The sequence below is a fragment of the Paenibacillus sp. J22P169 genome (assembly GCF_059691995.1).
Window position 1 is genome coordinate 379,781 of record NZ_JCAUAO010000003.1, and the last position, 18,119, is coordinate 397,899.

General features: G+C 40.6%; 19 protein-coding genes. 17 read left to right on the forward strand and 2 right to left on the reverse strand.

The genetic code is table 11. From position 1 onward, the window contains the following. Nucleotides 1-6 precede the first annotated feature (6 nt). From AC58QG_RS19445 to AC58QG_RS19465, 5 genes are all read left to right on the forward strand, one after another. The gene (locus AC58QG_RS19445; RefSeq protein WP_497363784.1) at nt 7-1,179 is read left to right on the forward strand and encodes an oligogalacturonate lyase family protein; all 1,173 of its coding nucleotides are present in this window, start codon (nt 7-9) and stop codon (nt 1,177-1,179) included. A 23-nt stretch (nt 1,180-1,202) separates the two neighbouring features. Beyond that, nucleotides 1,203-2,402, forward strand: a complete 1,200-nt coding sequence (locus AC58QG_RS19450; protein ID WP_497363785.1) for a TolB-like translocation protein — start codon at nt 1,203-1,205, stop codon at nt 2,400-2,402. A gap of 63 nt (nt 2,403-2,465) precedes the next feature. Continuing rightward, nucleotides 2,466-3,200: an SDR family NAD(P)-dependent oxidoreductase gene (locus tag AC58QG_RS19455; RefSeq protein WP_497363786.1), complete on the forward strand. Its 735-nt coding sequence runs from the start codon at nt 2,466-2,468 to the stop codon at nt 3,198-3,200. A gap of 183 nt (nt 3,201-3,383) precedes the next feature. Then, the gene (locus AC58QG_RS19460; RefSeq protein WP_497363927.1) at nt 3,384-4,400 is read left to right on the forward strand and encodes a DUF2332 domain-containing protein; all 1,017 of its coding nucleotides are present in this window, start codon (nt 3,384-3,386) and stop codon (nt 4,398-4,400) included. Nucleotides 4,401-4,441: 41 nt separating this feature from the next. After that, entirely contained in the window at nt 4,442-5,281 is an 840-nt protein-coding gene (locus tag AC58QG_RS19465) for an aminoglycoside 6-adenylyltransferase (protein WP_497363787.1), read from the forward strand. Nucleotides 5,282-6,026: 745 nt separating this feature from the next. Here AC58QG_RS19465 and AC58QG_RS19470 read toward each other — a convergent pair. Next, nucleotides 6,027-7,613, reverse strand: coding sequence for an alpha/beta hydrolase-fold protein (locus tag AC58QG_RS19470; RefSeq protein WP_497363788.1), 1,587 nt, complete (start codon nt 7,611-7,613; stop codon nt 6,027-6,029). Between the two features lie 96 nt (nt 7,614-7,709). On the opposite strand from AC58QG_RS19470, the gene AC58QG_RS19475 reads away from it, so the two are divergent. The 6 genes from AC58QG_RS19475 to AC58QG_RS19500 all read left to right on the forward strand — a co-directional run bounded on the left by AC58QG_RS19475 (nt 7,710) and on the right by AC58QG_RS19500 (nt 13,301). Continuing rightward, a complete protein-coding gene (locus AC58QG_RS19475) occupies nt 7,710-8,147 on the forward strand; it encodes a hypothetical protein (protein WP_497363789.1) in 438 nt (145 codons plus the stop codon). A 160-nt stretch (nt 8,148-8,307) separates the two neighbouring features. Beyond that, a complete protein-coding gene (locus tag AC58QG_RS19480; RefSeq protein WP_497363790.1) occupies nt 8,308-10,431 on the forward strand; it encodes a pectate lyase family protein in 2,124 nt (707 codons plus the stop codon). 223 nt (nt 10,432-10,654) lie between these two features. Next, nucleotides 10,655-11,176: a nucleotidyltransferase family protein gene (locus AC58QG_RS19485; RefSeq protein WP_497363928.1), complete on the forward strand. Its 522-nt coding sequence runs from the start codon at nt 10,655-10,657 to the stop codon at nt 11,174-11,176. A 162-nt stretch (nt 11,177-11,338) separates the two neighbouring features. Then, on the forward strand, nt 11,339-11,893 hold the full coding sequence (locus AC58QG_RS19490) for a GNAT family N-acetyltransferase (RefSeq protein WP_497363791.1): 555 nt from the start codon (nt 11,339-11,341) through the stop codon (nt 11,891-11,893). Beyond that, nucleotides 11,894-12,547, forward strand: a complete 654-nt coding sequence (locus AC58QG_RS19495; protein WP_497363792.1) for a carboxylesterase family protein — start codon at nt 11,894-11,896, stop codon at nt 12,545-12,547. A gap of 274 nt (nt 12,548-12,821) precedes the next feature. After that, nucleotides 12,822-13,301, forward strand: a complete 480-nt coding sequence (locus tag AC58QG_RS19500) for a DinB family protein (protein ID WP_497363793.1) — start codon at nt 12,822-12,824, stop codon at nt 13,299-13,301. 657 nt (nt 13,302-13,958) lie between these two features. Here AC58QG_RS19500 and AC58QG_RS19505 read toward each other — a convergent pair. Beyond that, nucleotides 13,959-14,432, reverse strand: a complete 474-nt coding sequence (locus tag AC58QG_RS19505; RefSeq protein WP_497363794.1) for a hypothetical protein — start codon at nt 14,430-14,432, stop codon at nt 13,959-13,961. Here AC58QG_RS19505 and AC58QG_RS19510 point away from each other — a divergent pair. From AC58QG_RS19510 to AC58QG_RS19535, 6 genes are all read left to right on the forward strand, one after another. Then, the gene (locus AC58QG_RS19510) at nt 14,431-14,874 is read left to right on the forward strand and encodes a hypothetical protein (RefSeq protein ID WP_497363795.1); all 444 of its coding nucleotides are present in this window, start codon (nt 14,431-14,433) and stop codon (nt 14,872-14,874) included. The genes AC58QG_RS19505 and AC58QG_RS19510 overlap by 2 nt on opposite strands. Before the next feature lie 239 nt (nt 14,875-15,113). After that, the gene (locus AC58QG_RS19515; protein WP_497363796.1) at nt 15,114-15,623 is read left to right on the forward strand and encodes a hypothetical protein; all 510 of its coding nucleotides are present in this window, start codon (nt 15,114-15,116) and stop codon (nt 15,621-15,623) included. A gap of 353 nt (nt 15,624-15,976) precedes the next feature. Then, nucleotides 15,977-16,645 carry a YwrJ family protein gene (locus tag AC58QG_RS19520; RefSeq protein ID WP_497363797.1) on the forward strand — a complete coding sequence of 223 codons (669 nt, stop codon included), beginning with the start codon at nt 15,977-15,979 and terminating at the stop codon, nt 16,643-16,645. Nucleotides 16,646-16,669: 24 nt separating this feature from the next. Continuing rightward, on the forward strand, nt 16,670-17,134 hold the full coding sequence (locus tag AC58QG_RS19525; protein WP_497363798.1) for a hypothetical protein: 465 nt from the start codon (nt 16,670-16,672) through the stop codon (nt 17,132-17,134). A 196-nt stretch (nt 17,135-17,330) separates the two neighbouring features. Beyond that, nucleotides 17,331-17,636: a hypothetical protein gene (locus AC58QG_RS19530; protein ID WP_497363799.1), complete on the forward strand. Its 306-nt coding sequence runs from the start codon at nt 17,331-17,333 to the stop codon at nt 17,634-17,636. 86 nt (nt 17,637-17,722) lie between these two features. Further along, nucleotides 17,723-18,118, forward strand: coding sequence for a hypothetical protein (locus AC58QG_RS19535; protein WP_497363800.1), 396 nt, complete (start codon nt 17,723-17,725; stop codon nt 18,116-18,118). Nucleotide 18,119: the final 1 nt, after the last annotated feature.

Below are 18,119 nucleotides of genomic sequence, written 5' to 3' on the forward strand. Positions count from 1 at the left end.
AAAGATATGAAAGGTGATGTTTATTACTCGACGATAACCAAAAAGCAAGACGAGTTGACTGGTGTTGAGGTGACACAGCTCACCGACGATTCAGGCGATACGTATCATCCCTATTTCACCAAAACATTGATTGATTCTGAAAATAGTTACATCCTTCTGGCTTCTAACCGTACGGGTTCAATGCAATTGTACACATTGCGGTTTAAGGATGGACAGATGGTGCAGATTACGGATAAGGACGGGGTAAGTCCTTTTAGTTCCGTACTCGATGCCTGGCATCATATCGTTTATTATTTTGCAGACCGTACGCTGATGCGGGTTCGCCTTGATAATCTGGAAACTGAGGAGCTCATGCAGATTCCAAAGGGCTTCAAGCCCAGCGATCTATCTATAGATAATTCTGGGAAATTCCTAGCTTTTTCGTATGTGGAACATATGGAACTATGTACGGAAACAGGTGGTACTTATTCAACGCATAGGGAAAAGCACTTCCGCAGACCAACGAGTGTGGTCATCCGTTATGACATCGAAAGAAGAGCTCCCTATGTGGTATGGGGAGAAGGGCAGTATATTTCACATGTGAATATAAGTCCGATTGACCCGAATATCATCGTATTTTGCCATGAAGGTCCATGGCTTCAGGTTCAGAGAATGTGGACGGCGCGCATCGACCATGACAAAGTGTATCCGCTTGTAGATCAGAAGGTAGGACTGGAGCGAATCGGACATGAATTTTTTACCGCCAGCGGAGGGATTGGCGCCCAGTACTCCTCTAGGGAGCGAATCGGGGATGAATTTTTGTTGCATGGCGATATTTTCATCAACGTGGATGGTTCGAACGAGAGAAGATATTATTACCCGTACACCCGCCCTTCCCATATACAGATGAACTACAGGGAGACGATGGGCGTCGGTGATCGTGCGCACATTCGCGAAGTGATGGAGGATAAAGGGAACTATATGTCCTTGTTGAGATACGATGGCGATTCCATAGAAGTCGGTCTTCTTTGCGCCCATGGCACCTCCTGGCGGAGCCAGATGTCGCATCCGCATCCTCTCTTTACCCGGGATGACCAGCATATCCTGTTCTCCTCCGACAGAGGTGGTAAATCCAATGTCTACCTGGCGAGGGCAGACTGGGATAAAACGATCAAGAGTGACAAGCGGATAGAAAGATGAAATCGGATGGAGGAGAGCAGCTCATGCTTAATATAAAGAACGAACTAGTGAAGGCGGCACGCCTTACCCAGGAGGATGCGCATTATTTCTTTGGTTATTACGACACACCTGCATGGAGCCAAAGCGACCGATATCATCTATGTCATAAAGTCGATTTCATGGATCGTCTTCCGGACACAGCAGACACTGCAGTTATTGGGTACATCGATATGCTTGACCATTCCTTTCATCCGATTGCGGAAACGACCGCTTGGAATTTTCAGCAAGGGAGCATGCTGCAGTGGCACCCTGCTTTCCCGGAGGACGAGATCATCTACAACACGAGGGATGGCGAAACGTACAGAGGGGTTGTGCAAAATATTCATAAAGGAACCTCCCGACAACTGGAGCTTCCGGTGGCGAATGTCGATCCCACAGGCATGTATGCGGTAAGCATTAATTTCGACCGTATGTTTGATTTTCGGCCTGGTTATGGGTATGCGGGGAGAGAGGACCTGTATAAAGAGGCACCTCATACTGAAGATGATGGGATTTTTCTGATCGAATTGGCAACGGGCGAATCCCGATTGATCTTGTCACTTCAACAAATATGGGACTTCACCAAATCCCGCTTTCGGGGTCATGACAAGAAGCTGCTGATTAACCATATCACTTTCAATACGGATGGCTCCCGTCTCGTTTTCCTTGTCCGTTACTTTCCTGAGCCCGGCGAAATCTGGGAAACAGCTATTCTGACGGTCAACCGTGACGGTTCAGGCCTGTTTCTCTTGTCCGATTATTCGTATGCGTCTCATTATCATTGGCGTGATCGGGAAAACATTGTTTTTCATTCACGCGGAGCGGAAATCGGTCATGCAGGCGATCAATTATATGTGCTGAGAGATCTGACGCATGAGGCCGAAATGATCGACAACAGTTTCTTTTTGAAGGACGGCCACTGCAGTTACTCGCCAGATCGGCAGTTCATGCTCTATGACAGCTATCCCGATGCGGAGGGCTATCGGCATTTGTATTTGTATTTTTTGAAAAATAAACGCGGTAAGACCCTCGGTTCCTATTACTCTTTGCCGGATATCGAAGGCGACATTCGTTGCGATTTGCACCCGCGCTGGAATCGGGCAGGGTCTCATATTTCATTTGATTCTATCCACGAAGGAAGGCGGCATGTGTACGCGATGGACCTACGAAAAGTAAAGACGTCTTTAGAAATAGGAGTTGATTAGTCGAATCGGGGTTAATGGTGGTAAAATTTAGGTTGCTTGTACCATTGGAAATGAGGTGATTGCTTGTCGAACCACGTATACATAATTACAGGAGCATCAAGTGGACTTGGTGCCGAAATGTCTAGACAACTTTTATCAGAAGAAAACGATGTGTTTTGTTTATCTCGAACTGAAAATGATGACATCTTGAGGCAAGCCTCAGGATATCGATATGAGTTCTACTCACTTGATCTTACTCGTGTAGAGAACTTAAGTCGTATTATGCTGGAGATTATTTCAACAATTGATCCGAATAAGATAGACTCTATAACACTCATCAATAATGCCGCTTCCGTATCCCCCATCAAAGATATACAGGATTGCACGCAAGAAGAAATCATGGGAAATATTCAACTGAACTTAACGACACCTATTCTGCTTACCTCCTGCTTTATCAGCTTAACTACCGGATGGGAAGTAAAAAGAAGGATAGTAAATATCTCTTCTGGATCGGCTCAGTATCCGGCCCAAAGTATGAGTCTGTACTGTTCGACTAAATCGGCCTTGAATATGTTCTCTCAATGTGTGGGGCTTGAGCAAGATGGTGAGCACAATGGTGTTCACATCTTTGCAGTTGATCCAGGCATGATGGATACAAAAATGCAAAAAGCAGCACGTGATTCTGATTTTCAATTATCGGAATTTTTTGCGACACAGAAACGAGAAGGCAACCTTGCCGATCCTGCTCATGTAGCAAGTAAGATATTATCCTTAGTTAACTCGCCAGTAAGAAAGAATGGCGATATTCATCGTGTGTGAGTATGCATCCGCTACACGCTAATGGGAAACAGGTTCCAGCATACTGGGGAGCCTGTTTTATTTTTTAAATATTAAAACTGATAAATATTATTTATGTATTCAATACAAATGATGAAGTATTATTTATGGCTTTTCCATGTTATCATACCATTAATTGGAAGTAAGGTGGTGTGTGATTTGGAGATGAACGTACTTTCGGAGCGTTTTAAGGTTTTTGCAAAAAGGGAGTGTAGGGGTTCCAGCAATTTATATGAACATCTCGCAGAGCATATTGCTAATGACACGAAATTACTTGAATTAGCCGCATATTCGAGGCCAGATCAACCCATTCCTAACCTTTTACTGGGTGCTGTTCACTATTTGCTATTAGGAGGGATAGAACACGAATTAGCTGAGTATTATGCCAGTATTGTGGATCAACCTAGGGAGTCATTGGCAGCGATCGATTGTTTTCGGGACTTTTGTAAGTTGTACGAGAATGAGATTATTCAGGTTCTGGAAAGCAAGCTTGTACAAACGAACGAAGTGAGACGCTGTGCCTACTTGTACCCCAGTTTTTGTTATATCTATAACATAACCAAAAAACCGTTGGCTCTCATAGAAATAGGAACAAGTGCCGGCTTGCAACTCATTTGGGATAAATACAGCTACTCTTATAACTCGAACAAAAGGTATGGAAGTAAACAATCCGAATTAGAGATAGTATCAGAAATCAGGGGTGAGAAGATGCCATTTCTTCTTGATCACAGTCCACCAGTATCATCGAGGATCGGTCTAGATTTGCACGTTAATAATCTAAATGATCCTGAAGATTATTTGTGGCTGAAAGCCTTGATATGGCCAGAGCATAAGGAACGAATTTCTAATTTTGAGAAAGCGGCAAAAAGCTTAGAAAAGCAACCCTTAGAGCTAATTGAGGGAGATGGCATTGCTTTACTTCCGAAAATGGTACCCTGGATAGCGAAGGATTCAACACTATGTGTTTTTCATACGCATGTGGCTAACCAGTTATCTTACGAGGCTAAGACGCAATTGAATGAGCACATTCGAAACTTCGGAAAAGAAAGGGATGTGTTCCATCTATATAATAATATGTGGGATCTTGAACTCCATCTTGATTACTATGTAGGCGGTAATGAACGTAGAGAAACGTTGGCAGAAACAGATGGACATGGTCGATGGTTTCACTGGAAGTTATAGATTCACGACTTAACGGACGATCTTAAAAGGAGTGGCTAAGCATGGGGTTTCAATCCAATTTCGGAGAACGAGATTTAGCATTGCCAAGGCATCGTGAGAAGTTGTTGGAGAATGCTTTACATGATTTAACGAATGATTCAGATGTTCTAGCCATTTATCTTGGTGGTTCCTTGGCGAAAGGAAACTATGATCATTATTCAGATATCGACCTGCATATCATTGTTGCTCCCGAGAAAAAGCAGGATTTTATACAGGCCAAACATGTTCGACCAACGAATTGGGGGGAAGTGCTGTACTATGAGTATACTTCGCTTCAAAGTCCAGTCCTCGTTGTGCATTATGATTGTTTTGTTAAAGTAGATACATGGTACCAGGAGCCAAGTGAAGTGCAGTCTTCCATTTGGATGCAAGGGCTTAAAGTTTTATACGATCCCCAGACTCTCCTGAAAGAGGTTCTAGCAATGTCCGAAGCACTAGCGTATAAGCCAACATCCGAAGAAGTGGAGATGTGGAGGGGGAAGATATTTGCCTATGTACACGAAACCTATCGAGCAGTTATGCGAAATGAGATGTATTATGCATTATCAAATCTTAACTCTTTTCGATGGATGATGGCTTACGGATGGTATATGGAAATGGGCAGAAGAGTGGATAGTTCATGGGGTGTATGGTCTAAGCTTGAAGGGGAGAGAAGTTATTTAAAGGATTGGCAATTGTCCTTACTTGATTGTTGGGATAGCAGCCGTGGTCATAATGATATAATGAATACATTAAACAGCATGATTCCCGAGTTCTATAGGCTTAATCGTTCACTTAGTCAATTAACGGGTTTGGAAGAAAGACGTGATTGGTGTGAACGGATCATAAACATGGTTTTGTAACGGGAATAGAGGCATTATTGATACGACTTATGTTCCATCTGATCATAGACTATGTGGAATAATTTAGATACGCAATTTTCTGGAAATTATTGACCTAGGAGGAAATATGCTTCTAATTTGTACGCCACCAAGTTAATCTAGAGCAGAACGATAGCAAAATAGACGAACAAAACAAGGCTGCTGGTTGATGTGGGTAAAGGGGAAATTAATATTGAGATTATAAAACATTCCGTTAAGAATCCTTCTGGTATACGAATCATGATGTCCATGATGATAATAAGTTTGATTTCACTAAATAATGCAATCAACCTATTGAATGAAGAGAAGAGCGTAATTCTTTTAGTGGTAAGTGTGGCAATGTTTCTTCTATGCTTAGTTATTTTATTATTGACATTGTACAGAACATTTAAGAAACCTACGGAGTTATGCATATACAATAATAAAATCCAATTAAACGGGCGTACCATTCAAGCGAATGAAATTAAGGTAATGATGAACATGGGATACTTCAGACCCAATATTGGAATAAAACCATATGGGAAGAATATGGTCCCGATTCATATGTGTTTTAGGTTTTCAAAGGATGAAGACAGTGGCATCGCGGATTTAGTTAATTGGGCAGTAAAGAATAATGTACAGATGGTCAATAAATCTTTTCTAAGGTGGCTATAGGTACGAGAGCAGAATAATAACAAAAGGAGGCTGCCGCGAAAATGACCGGCAGCCTTATTGCGCGTTCTGTAACTTATTTTCCTGCGTAAAAAATTAAATACTTCTCTACATTTGCACGAATATAATTGCTATCATGTTTACCTGAACTATGATGATATTCGGATTGGATACCACGCTGAGTGAGCAGTTGATGGAGCTTCTCCGTACCTTCATAAAATTTATTATCATCTTGATCACCACAATCCAGATAGACCTGAAGTTGTTGTAGTTCAGCAGTTTTGGCGATGATCAGCGGATCTCTTTCTTTTCTAATCTCATCAGTAGGATAAAGAAAGGTTTTCAAGTCCCCGACTTTCGAAAAATCATCAAGCCAGACAGCCGGCATATGTCCGCCCACCTTACTAAATAAATCCGGATGGCGAAATGCACTGTGCAAACTAATAAATCCCCCCATGGATTGACCACCGATATAACGTCCTTCACGGTTTGAAATTGTACTCAAATGGGAGTCCACAAATTGAATAACTTCCTGGGTGATGTAATCCTCATACTTTCCTCCGATGCCTACATTGGGCGTGTTAAGGCCATATCCGTTATCGGCCTGAGGGGCCACGATAATGATAGGATCGATTTTGCCGGAAGCAATGAGTTCATCTGCCTTTTTCTCGATTCCTACCCCAGGCATCCAGTTTGTCTCATTGCCATTGAAGCCGTGATATAAATATAAAACAGGGTACTTCTTATTTGCATCGTAGCCTTTGGGTAGGTATAAACTGAGAAGCATGTCTTTGCCTAAAGCGGCACTCTGGAACGTGATGCGTTTCAACTGTGAGGATTGAGACATGTCAGCAGGGTTGTTCTTCCACTCAGGTTTTACTGAAACAGAAGGGGAATACTTACTTTCCCCTAATGTATTGGCTGCTGCAACTTGATAATAATAGGTTTTTCCATCAATTAGATTGGAATCTTTATACGTAGTAGTTGATACAAAGTTATGAATGGTCTCGAATCCACTTTCAGGCATAGTACTGCGTTGTATCACATATTTTTCGGCAGCTGTGGAGGGTGTCCAAGATAGATAAGCCTCGCTGTCTCCTGCCACTACTTTTAATTGTCCGGGAATGGGGGGAATCTCCATTGCTATTACAGAATTTTCATTCTTGCCAAAAATCGAGGTTTCCGAAATGCTGTTCCAGCCGTTTCCTGTCGAGTTACCATGTCCGAGAATACGTACAAAGCGGGCTTCGGTTTCTGGGAATTCGAATGTTTCCATTTCGTTAGAGGTCCCAGAGCTTTTCGTAGAGAGCACGTTACGGAAAGTTTGTGCATCATCGGATAGTTCGATATCAAAGGATGAACTGCGTGTGTTGCCTTGATAGAATGCAATTTGTAAGGATGAAACAGAACTTTTTAAGCCCAAGTCATACAGGATCCATTGACGATCTCCATTGACTGACCACCGAGAGTCGAAGCGATGGTCGACCGTATTTGCTGGTACATTGCCGTCATCCCCACTCGCCGTTACAGTAGCGACTTTCAACTCTACCGACTTCTTGACATGTTTAACTGGAGTGTCTGAAGAAAATGAATTGCCTGAACAGCCTGAAGCTGTCAGCAAACAGCTGAGAGATAAGACGAGTAATAGATTAGCTACATACATGTTAGAGAAGACACCCCTTTTGAGTGGAATGGAATGATAAGTAATCTTGCTATTAAATATAACCTTGGAAAAATTTTCTTTATTGTACTTTTTAAGGTGATCGTTGTGTTTTATATAGGCTTTAAACTAATCTTTCAGTTATTTCTTCATACCGATTACATGTTTTCCACCAGTTATCTGAATTTACATGAGATTCATTATGTTGGGGGCAGCAGGTACTATTACTATGCCGAGGATGTGAACGGGGACAGCTGGGGAGGAAACTACTACACCTCTGTACCAGAAGGGCCTTTCAGCTGGTGCTGGAATATTGCTTGCACGCCTACCTGTACCAATGTAGGGTTTGGCCGGCTCGATGTGGGATTGCTCGTATTTAACCACATCATTGAGCTGCAGTCGATTGGGGGCAAGGTATATCACAGATATGATTCAAATATGCACGCTGCCAACCGAATTGGCAGCTTTTTTGCTTACACCTATAATGATCCCAGTTATTTGAAGATTTGTCGGGAGTATCATATTTCCAGGCGATAATCATTAACTCAGAAAAACGGTAGATATGTTCAAATGATTGTTTCGGCACCTCATTCAAAACTGATAAGCTGAGTCTGAGCTTTGATGATGCGAGGGGGGATGTGCAAAATTGTAAGCGGTTTCTGAAGCGTTACAATAATTATACGCGGGAGGAATTACATTGAAAAAAAATGTTACAAAGTTAACGAGTTACGTTTTATTGTTTGCTCTAGCGCTATCTATAATCGCAAGTGGAGTGGCCAGTAAGGCCGTACATGCTATCGGTATTTCGATCACGGGCAGTGGAGGCTGGAATGAGACGGCCTTTGTAGAATGGTCACCTGTAAGCAATGCTCAGGGCTATAATGTATATGTTAAACCTGCAAGTGCAGCAGATTCGCAATATAAACAAATTGATACGCAATTAATCCGAAAATACGCTGCATATTGGAGAGCTGATGCTGTAGGACTTGCAGCTGGAAGTTACATAATGAAAGTTGAAGCAACATTGTCAGATGGTTCAAAAGAAAGTACGGTTACAAATACGCTGTCAGTAACGGCACATGACAGATCTGGTTTTGCTTTTTCAAATAACTCACCATTTGGCACAGGTTCAGGTGCTTATAATGATGATGGAACACTTAAGAGTGGTGCTCAAGTTATTTATATAACATCTGCTACTGCACAAACTGTAACTCTTGATGTGATAACTAGTAGCTCAGGTACTAAACAAACAGGTGTTGGACTAGGTGCAATTATGGCACTAAGACAAAAAGGCTATGACAAAACACCACTTGCAATCAGATTTATTGGAAAAGTGACAGATGCTAACATGAGTGGACAACTTAACAGCAGTGGATTTCTTCAAGTAAAAGGTAACGCAAATTATGCGGAAATGAATATTACATTAGAGGGTATCGGACAAGATGCTTATGCTTATGGATGGGGATTCCTACTTAGAGCTGTCGGTAATGTAGAAGTAAGGAACTTTGGTATAGCGTTATTCCCTGACGATGGCGTTTCACTTGATACAGGTAATGTTAATGTTTGGGTGCATAATAATGATATTTTATATGGAAAAGCAGGCGGAGATGCTGACCAAGCAAAAGGCGATGGTTCAACTGACCTTAAAAAAGGATCAACTTATCTTACAATCTCTTACAATCACTATTGGGATTCCGGAAAAGCTGCTCTAGTCGGTTTTGATGAATCAGCAGAATTCTTTGCAACATTCCACCACAACTGGTTTGATCATTCAGACTCTCGTCATCCACGTATACGAACAGGATCTATTCATATCTATAATAACTTCTTTGATGGAGTCTCAAAATATGGTACTGGTGCTACAACCGCAAGTAATGCCTTTGTAGAATCAAATTATTGGAGAAATGCTCATAATCCAATGATGATTTCTTTACAAGGCACGGATATTGCAGGTGGGGCAGAAGGTACATTCTCCGGTGAAGCAGGAGGCATGATTAAAGCCTACAATAATATGATTGATAATCCTAATAGTCTTATTTATGCAAATTCCAATGCAGGAACAGCTCCGGCTAATGCAACATCATTTGATGCATACTTAGCTTCGACAAGAAATGAAACAGTTCCAAGTTCATACAAAACATTAGTAGGTGGAACTGCTTATAATAACTTTGATACGTTAAAAGATACGGGAGTAACTACAGCTGACATTGATAGTGTAAGCACGGTTGAACAAGTTGTTACGGCAGAAGCGGGTCGCCTAAATAAGGGAGACTTTACATGGGATTTTGTTGATTCCGTTGATGACATTTCGTCTACTCTTAATTCACCACTGATGACTAAAATACTAAATTACACAACTCAACTTGTATCTGTAGGGGGTAATTCAACACCGCCAACGGGTACACCGGCACCAACAACTACACCAACAACTACACCGGCACCAACAACTACACCAACAACTACACCAGCACCAACAGCTACACCGGGTACTTCAATTGTTCATAACTTTACCACAGATGGAAAAACAAGCAGCTTCTTTACTATCGTAGGGAACCTTTCAACAAGTAAGGGAACAGTGGTATATAATGGTTTAACACTAACGCAATGTTTAAAAATGGAGAGTTCAACCAATATTGGCTTTACCACAACAACAGCTAAAACATTAACTTTAGTGTTTAATCCAGCAAACGGACTAAAAGTCAAGATAGATGGAACAAGTTATGCAATGACGAATGGTATTGTCAGTGTATCACTTGCGCCTGGCGCACATACCATTACAAAAGAAGATGTTACAAATCTTTATTACATGAAAGTAGAATAACAGTTTTTATCACTACCCAGTGGATGTTGCCAACAGTATTGCAATGTAGCATACTGTTGGCAGCTTCTTTTTTTTCATCCAACTATTAGGCGTAAAAATGGGATAACTTTACAAATTCAAATTTACCTTCTATAATACAGGAATACACGTTCTTATTTAGGGGGATTTTAAGTTGATTAAGAGTAGAGAAGATATTATTGCCCTTATATGTGCGGATGAATGGATGATGGACATTCTCAGGGCTGCTCGATCCTTACAACTCCCTGATTGGTGGGTTTGTGCAGGCTTTGTTCGTTCGAAAATCTGGGATACTCTTCATGAATTTAAAGAACGAACACCACTTTCGGATGTAGATGTCATCTATTTTGATGCTTCAAACAAAAGTGAGGATATTGAAAAACGATTTGAGGAGCAGTTAAAACAAATCATTCCATACATTCCTTGGTCCGTGAAAAACCAGGCAAGAATGCATGTAGTCAACAGTATTCCTCCATACTCCTCTTCTTTGGATGCAATGTCTAAGTTCCCTGAGACAGCAACTGCTTTAGGGTTGACGCTAGACGATCAGGATAATGTACAGTTGGCTGCACCATGTGGAATTGACGATTTACTTCAAATTATAATTAGGCCAACCCCTTATTTCTCAGAGAGCAAACATCGTTTTGCTATATATGAAAAACGAATCGTACAAAAGGATTTTAAAGCCAAGTGGAATAAGGTAACTGTAATTCACGCAAATGATTAACTGAGCTTAATAAGAGGCAGCTGATATCAATTAGCTGCCTCTTTATTACGCACGAGAAAGCATAGTTAAATATAATGAATATCTCCATTGACCCATATTTTTCCACTGGTTAAACTGATAAGGTAACTATTTTACTCAAGCATAGAGAGGTTTTGATTTAATATGAAATTTGATGTGTTTCCTGAATTAAGGACTGAACGATTTATTTTGCGTCAGATGCAAATTGAAGATGCGCCAGCGGTATTCGAAATATTCTCCGATGCTGATGTAACAAAAGATATGGGAGAAGATCCGTTTGAAAATATTGAACAAGCAGAGAATTTAATTCATTTTATGAACAACCTTTTTAATATAAACAAAGCGATTCGTTGGGGAATTATTAAAAAAGAGGACAACACTTTAATAGGGACATGTGGGTATAATGGGTGGGAAGTTCATCGGGGTTCACGTGGTGAAATCGCGTATGATCTAGGTAAAAAACATTGGCGACAAGGGTACATGACTGAAATATTGACCAGCGTACTATCTTTTGGATTTGAAACAATGGGAATATATCGAATAGAAGCATTTACGAATGTAGATGCAATCCCATCCATAAAGTTATTGAAAAAAATCGGTTTTCATGAAGATGGCATACTTAGAGGGTATTCCTCCTTTCAGGGCGGGTATGTCGATAACCGCTGTTTCTCTTTGTTGAAAAGTGAGTGGAATAGTTAAATGACAATACAATCAAGTACCCTAAGTGTGGAAATAAACAAAAAAGTACAGATTGATTATCTTATATCTCATCCTGAAGGATATATAGACTTAACTCGTGAGTGGGGACTTATTATTTTTTTACATGGTATGAATAGGAGGGGCGAAGATGTATCCCAATTATCGAATTATGGGTTACTTGAGATAGCTAATGAAGGTAAAATATCACTACCTTTTGTAGTCGCGGTCCCACAGTGTCCGAGTGAGTCTTATTGGAATATGGAACGTGACGCAGTTATCGCTTTAGTAGATGAGCTTATAGCTAATCATCGGGTAGACCCAAAACGTATTTATTTGATAGGGTATAGTATGGGAGGGTATGGAGTTTGGGATTTAGCTATCCATAATCCGAAAAAGTTTGCTGCCATTGTGCCATTGAGTTCAGGTGGACAAGTTTCAAAAGCAGAACAACTCAAAAGCACTGCAATTTGGGCTTTTCATGGAGCCAAAGATGAGATTGTCCCATTAGAACAAATGACAACCATGGTTACCGCTGTAGAACAGCATCAAGGAAGTGTAAGACTTACTATATACCCTGATCTGGGACACGACATAATGCGGGCGACATTGAGCAACCAAGAGCTATATACTTGGCTACTTGAACAAAAAAAGTAGAGTGGAACTGACTTTAAGAGGAAAGGCATGGAAGCAGATACTTATATTATTCGTAGAAGAAATACATAGAACGGAGAGATGAAATTAGTGGATATTACCTTAGCTTTATTATCCTTTTTCTTTATGTTGTTTTTCTTGAGTACAATTCGAGCAATTATAAACAAAGATAAAAGTGATGTTCTCATATTCACGACTTCGGTTTTTTTTGCTGCTATTCTCTTTATTAGTGTAGTTGTTTTTGCTCAGTAAGTTCATTATTCGAGGAGGCTGCGACATGTTGAAACTATTCGAGTATAACTGGCAAGTTCGCAAAGATTGGTTTGATTGGTGCGATACGGTGAGCAAGGAGGAGTTGTTGAAAAGACGCACCGGCGGCATAGGATATATCCTTCCCACGCTGTATCACATTGTGGCAGTCGAGTATGGTTGGATATGCGGTGGAATACAAGAAAAGGCGATTGAAATCCCTCCGTTCGAGGAAGTGGCCAGCTTGCAGCAATTAAGGGATTTTTCCGCCCGTTGCCACGTGGAACTGGCTCCATTTGTCTATGATTGGAATGATAGTCTGGAAGAACGCATTATGATTGATATCACGGATGAAGGGGAAAGGGAAGCCCATAAATACGGCGAAGTGATGCGGCACGTGATCGCCCACGAGATCCACCATATTGGTCAATTGTCGATATGGTCACGAGAAATCGGAATGAAACCAGTTACTGCAAACTTGATTGGCAGAGGGTTATTCGATATTTAAATGGTTATTCCATAGTTTGCTAATGTTTAAGATGAAAATCCCCTATGTAGGGGATTTTTTATTTTTATTGCCAAATCTACAAGATTTATACTGTCTAGTAAAGTTGGCATTCTGGGTGCTATTCATTTTGAGTTATGGAAATATATCATTTTTTAACGACCTATACAAGCCATTCCTGAAAGAATAAGTATGCATTACCTGACAAATCACATGAATCGATATTTATACTGCATGTTATGTCACGTCAATGTGAGCGATCTAGGGAATAGCCCGTATTTCTTTTAATGTGCTATTTCACTAGAACAGGCTATTTTATAGGTTCATACACTGTTATTGCATACACCCACATAGATAAATGTTCTCTAGTAACAATAGCCTAATTTACTGAAAGGAGGGGTTCGTCATGATTAATCGAACGCAAGTATTTTTTAATCCTAGAGCTTTTGGTATGAAAACGTTTCGTATTGAAAAAGTTGTTGCTAAACTTAGCCCTTACAAAGTAAAGGAAAAGGCAGACATCTCCCTATCGCAAGAAAGTGGCTTAGAGGAGCTTTGTATAATATGCAAACGAAAAGAGCCATGCAAATGTACAAAGCATAAGAAAAAGAAGAAAAAAGCATGTCACAAAGCAAAAAGAAGGCATAAATGCAAAAAACATCATTGTAAGCGATGCCCTAAGGGAGAAAGGGGACCAGCAGGGCCACCGGGACCAGCCGGACCAGCAGGGCCACCGGGGCCAGCCGGACCAGCAGGGCCGCCAGGACCAGCCGGACCAGCAGGGCCGCCAGGACCAGCAGGACCAGCCGGACCAGCAGGACCAGAAGGGCCGAGAGGACCAAAGGGGCCAGAAGGGCCAAAAGGACCGAAGGGACCAGAAGGACCAGAAGGGCCAAAAGGATCGAGGGGACCAGAAGGACCGAAGGGACCAGAAGGACCGAAGGGACCAGAAGGACCGAAGGGATCAGAAGGACCGAAGGGACCAGAAGGACCGAAAGGACCAGAAGGAACACCTGGATTATCAGGGCCACCAAAGCCACCAGGACCACCAAAACCTAAACCGCCAGGGCCACCTAAACAGGAAGATAGGTGTAGCAACGGGGGGTGCAAATGCTGCAATAGTTCGGATGGCATGCAAAGTCTTCTAAGTCAACTCAAGGGTAAACAATTGAAGGAATTGCACACATCAGACTACTCAAACGGGAAATATTCGAATGCGAAGATTATTTCCGCCGAAAATCAAATACTAAACTTCACAAGTAACGGAGTAGAACATTTCGTACCTATTCATCTTATTATAGGCTTAGAAATATGGACGGGAGATTTCGATAGTAAGTTAATGAATGATAAAGAAAACACCGATAACAGCGAAGGCTCAGCTATGTTTAGTTTGTTCAAGCCATTAGTCGGTAAGTCTAAGGTTGATTTCAACACGTTAGCTGAGCAGTTAAATGATGTATCCAATGCGGCAGTTATCGGGCTTAACGAAGGGATCGTCGTATTGTCTACGCGAGATACCGTATATGTTGTTGCCTTAAGCAGTATTTCCGATGTATCCAATATAAAAAATATGTAAATCTTTAGAAAAGTTAAAATCCCCTGCAGTCATTTATGAGAAGCGTTTATTAAAGTTGTTAAACGTATCTCTATTGACTGGAGGGGATCTGTGTTTATATCCACGTACAAATACCCTCTAGTGATAAACGTGGAGTTTTTTAGAGACGGGTCATTCGTTTAGTACAAACCATTGCTAGGTGCGTATATATACATCATGCAAGAAAAATTAACCACCACCTGAAGGGGGAAATGATTATCATGGCATTTGATTATTCTGTGTTGATGGGGAAACAAGTAAGACTTGATCGTGGAGGCCCTGAGTCTCGGCAAGGTGAGATTGTTGCAGTGGGGTTTGATTATGTCGGTATCTATAATGAGAAGGATGGACTTATTTATTACAACACGAGTCATCTGAAGAGTCTTACAGTAAATACCAAGGACTCTGTGGAATACTTGACGGCTACACCGACGACTCCTGCAACATTAAAAGTTATGGAAGCAGACAATTTTGTTAGCTTATTGAAAGGCATGAAGAATCTTTGGTGCCAAGTTAACCGTGGAGGACATGAAAGTGTTCAGGGCGTTCTGGCAGAGGCGAATGATGATTTTGTTACCATGGTTGTAAACCATGAATTGGTCACTATTTTTAACTTTCATATTAAGAGTATGTCATACGGTGTTAAGAAAGAAAATAAAGAAAATCAAGAAAATCAAGAGAAAAAAGAGGGACAAAAGGAACAAAAGCAAGATAATACTGAAAAAAAATAATCCATTACTGAATCTTAGTAACAGGGGGGAGGAGGGGAGATATGATGACTATTTTATTCCAAAATGGTCCGACATTTTATCAAATTCTCACCCTTCCCTGTCATTGTTCTGAAGCTTAGACAGTCAGCAAACACATAAACAACGATGATGTTCGTACCCGGCATGGCGGGGGGGATTATAATTACTTATCTGCTTTTTGTATATTTTAGCGCGAGATTCCCGCGAAGGTTATGACCTTGCAGCCCCATTCAATGAACGTGACAATTTTGATCGTTCCCATCGGTCTTCTTATAAGCCTTCTTTGTTTAGTTGTATGGACGGGCTGGTTATTTAAGTGAAAGGAGGTGCCATTGATGGATCTTTTTCAGAAGAAGCTAGGAACGGTTATTGATGTTGAATTGCTCGGTGATAAATGGCACACTGGCATTTTGGTGGATGCGGGGCAAGATATTCTAGTTTTATATAATGGAGAACGCTATATATATATTCCTTCTTTTCATATTCTCAATGTCAGTACGAATACCAAAAAAAGTTCAACGGACTTCTCGGCTCTTACTGAAAAACCAATCAATAGTGACAAAATTTCGTATAGAAAAATGTTAATGAATTCCAAGGGAGTATTTACAGAAATTTTTGTTTCAGGAGTTCAGCCTATACATGGTTACATTACCCATATCATGACGAATTACTTCGAATTTTACTCCCCCGTTTACAAAACGATGTTTATCCCGCTAAACCATTTGAAATGGCTTATTCCATACAATGACTATCAAACGCCTTACCTTTTAGATAAAAAATGTTTTCCTGTAAATCCTTCGGATTTGCCTCTATCACGCTCCTTCGAGGAACAATTGAGAAAACTGGAAGGCAAAATAGTTGTTATTGACTTAGGTAGAACCCCAAGTAAGATCGGATTACTAAAAGAAATAGAAAACAATATCGTCCACATGATTACAGCGGAAGGCAAGACCTTTTATACGAACATACAACATATTAAAAGCGTCCATTCGCCGACCATGTAACTATAAAATTAGGAGGTAGTGCACATGCCTGGAGGAAAGGGTCATGGTAAACACGGCCATGAACACGGTGAACATAAGAATGAGAGTGGCAATAAAGAACAAGAAGTAAAAGAAACAAAGGAAACTAAAGAAACTAAAGAAAATAAAGAAGCCAAAGAGACAAAAGAGACAAAGGGAAAAGAACAAAAAGGGGAAAAAGGCGGTAAGGAAGGTAAGGAAGCAGCAAAAGGGTCCGAACATAAAGATGAAAAGGGAAAAGGCAAAGAAGGTAAAGAAGGTAAAGAAGGTAAAGAAGGCAAAGAAGGTAAAGAAGGCAAAGAAGGTAAAGAAGCAAAGGGCAAGGGCAAGGAAGAAAAAGGTAAGGATGATAAAGAAGGTAAAGGCAAGGAAGAAAAAGGTAAGGAAGATAAAGAAGGTAAAGGCAAAGAAGAAAAAGGCAAAGAAGATAAAGGTAAAGAAGAAAAAGGTAAAGGAAAAGGAAAGCATTAGGATGGTGAGCATTAATTGAAGAAAACCACTCTCTTATGAGGTGGTTTTTTACTTGTATAAATAAATGCCCGCATGGAGGAAGCTGCCGATACGATAAAACGGCGGCTTCATTACGTTCCTAATTCTAATTAAAATTACAAATATTTCAAATATTTGTAGTATAATAATAAATAAAGCAGTAAGGTGGGATTTCAACATGAGGAAGAATCAAATGATAGTTATCTGTCTAGCAAGTCTTATCTTAATGAGTGGGTGTTCTCAGCCAACTAATCAGGTAACACAAATGACGCCAACTTCAGACAATAGACAAGTTTCACCCAAAGAACCTGCTATTGGAATGACGGCTCTTGAATTATCAAACTCTAGATGGGGTAAGCCTAACGACATTATTAATTCCACTACTGGGGAGCCTGCCAACAAAAGTACTGTATCACAAAAATGGGTTTACTCAGGGTACAGATACGTTTATCTAGAAAATAATGTTGTTAGAGCAATCCAATAATTCATTCGAATCATCTCAGTTGAGGTGCTTTTTTACTCGATAAATACCAGAAGTGCTGGCACCGACGTAGGTAGGAGGAGAATGTTTTGGATAAACGAAAGGTAATTCTGTTTGCCCTTACAATTGTTATTGTTTTGCTAAATATATTTGCGAGTTTCCGATGGAATTATAAAACTTTTGAAGGTGACATGAGATACAAAACAGATCGTTGGACCAATAAAGTATGGGTTGAATATTACCCACCTCTTTTATTGGGACCAGCAATGGAATTTCCATTGTTAAATTCGGAGTTTAATTCATATCCCCAATTAGAGGCTCATGTAGAAAAGATTGGCAAGTCTGGCTATTTGGTGAGTGAATGGCTTAAGAGAATGAAATTAACATACTTGTATTATGGAATTAACTCATTTTTAATAATAATTATTCTGATATTACTGGTAATGATCACAAGAACAAGAAAGAGTCTCAAGGTCCCTGGCTGAA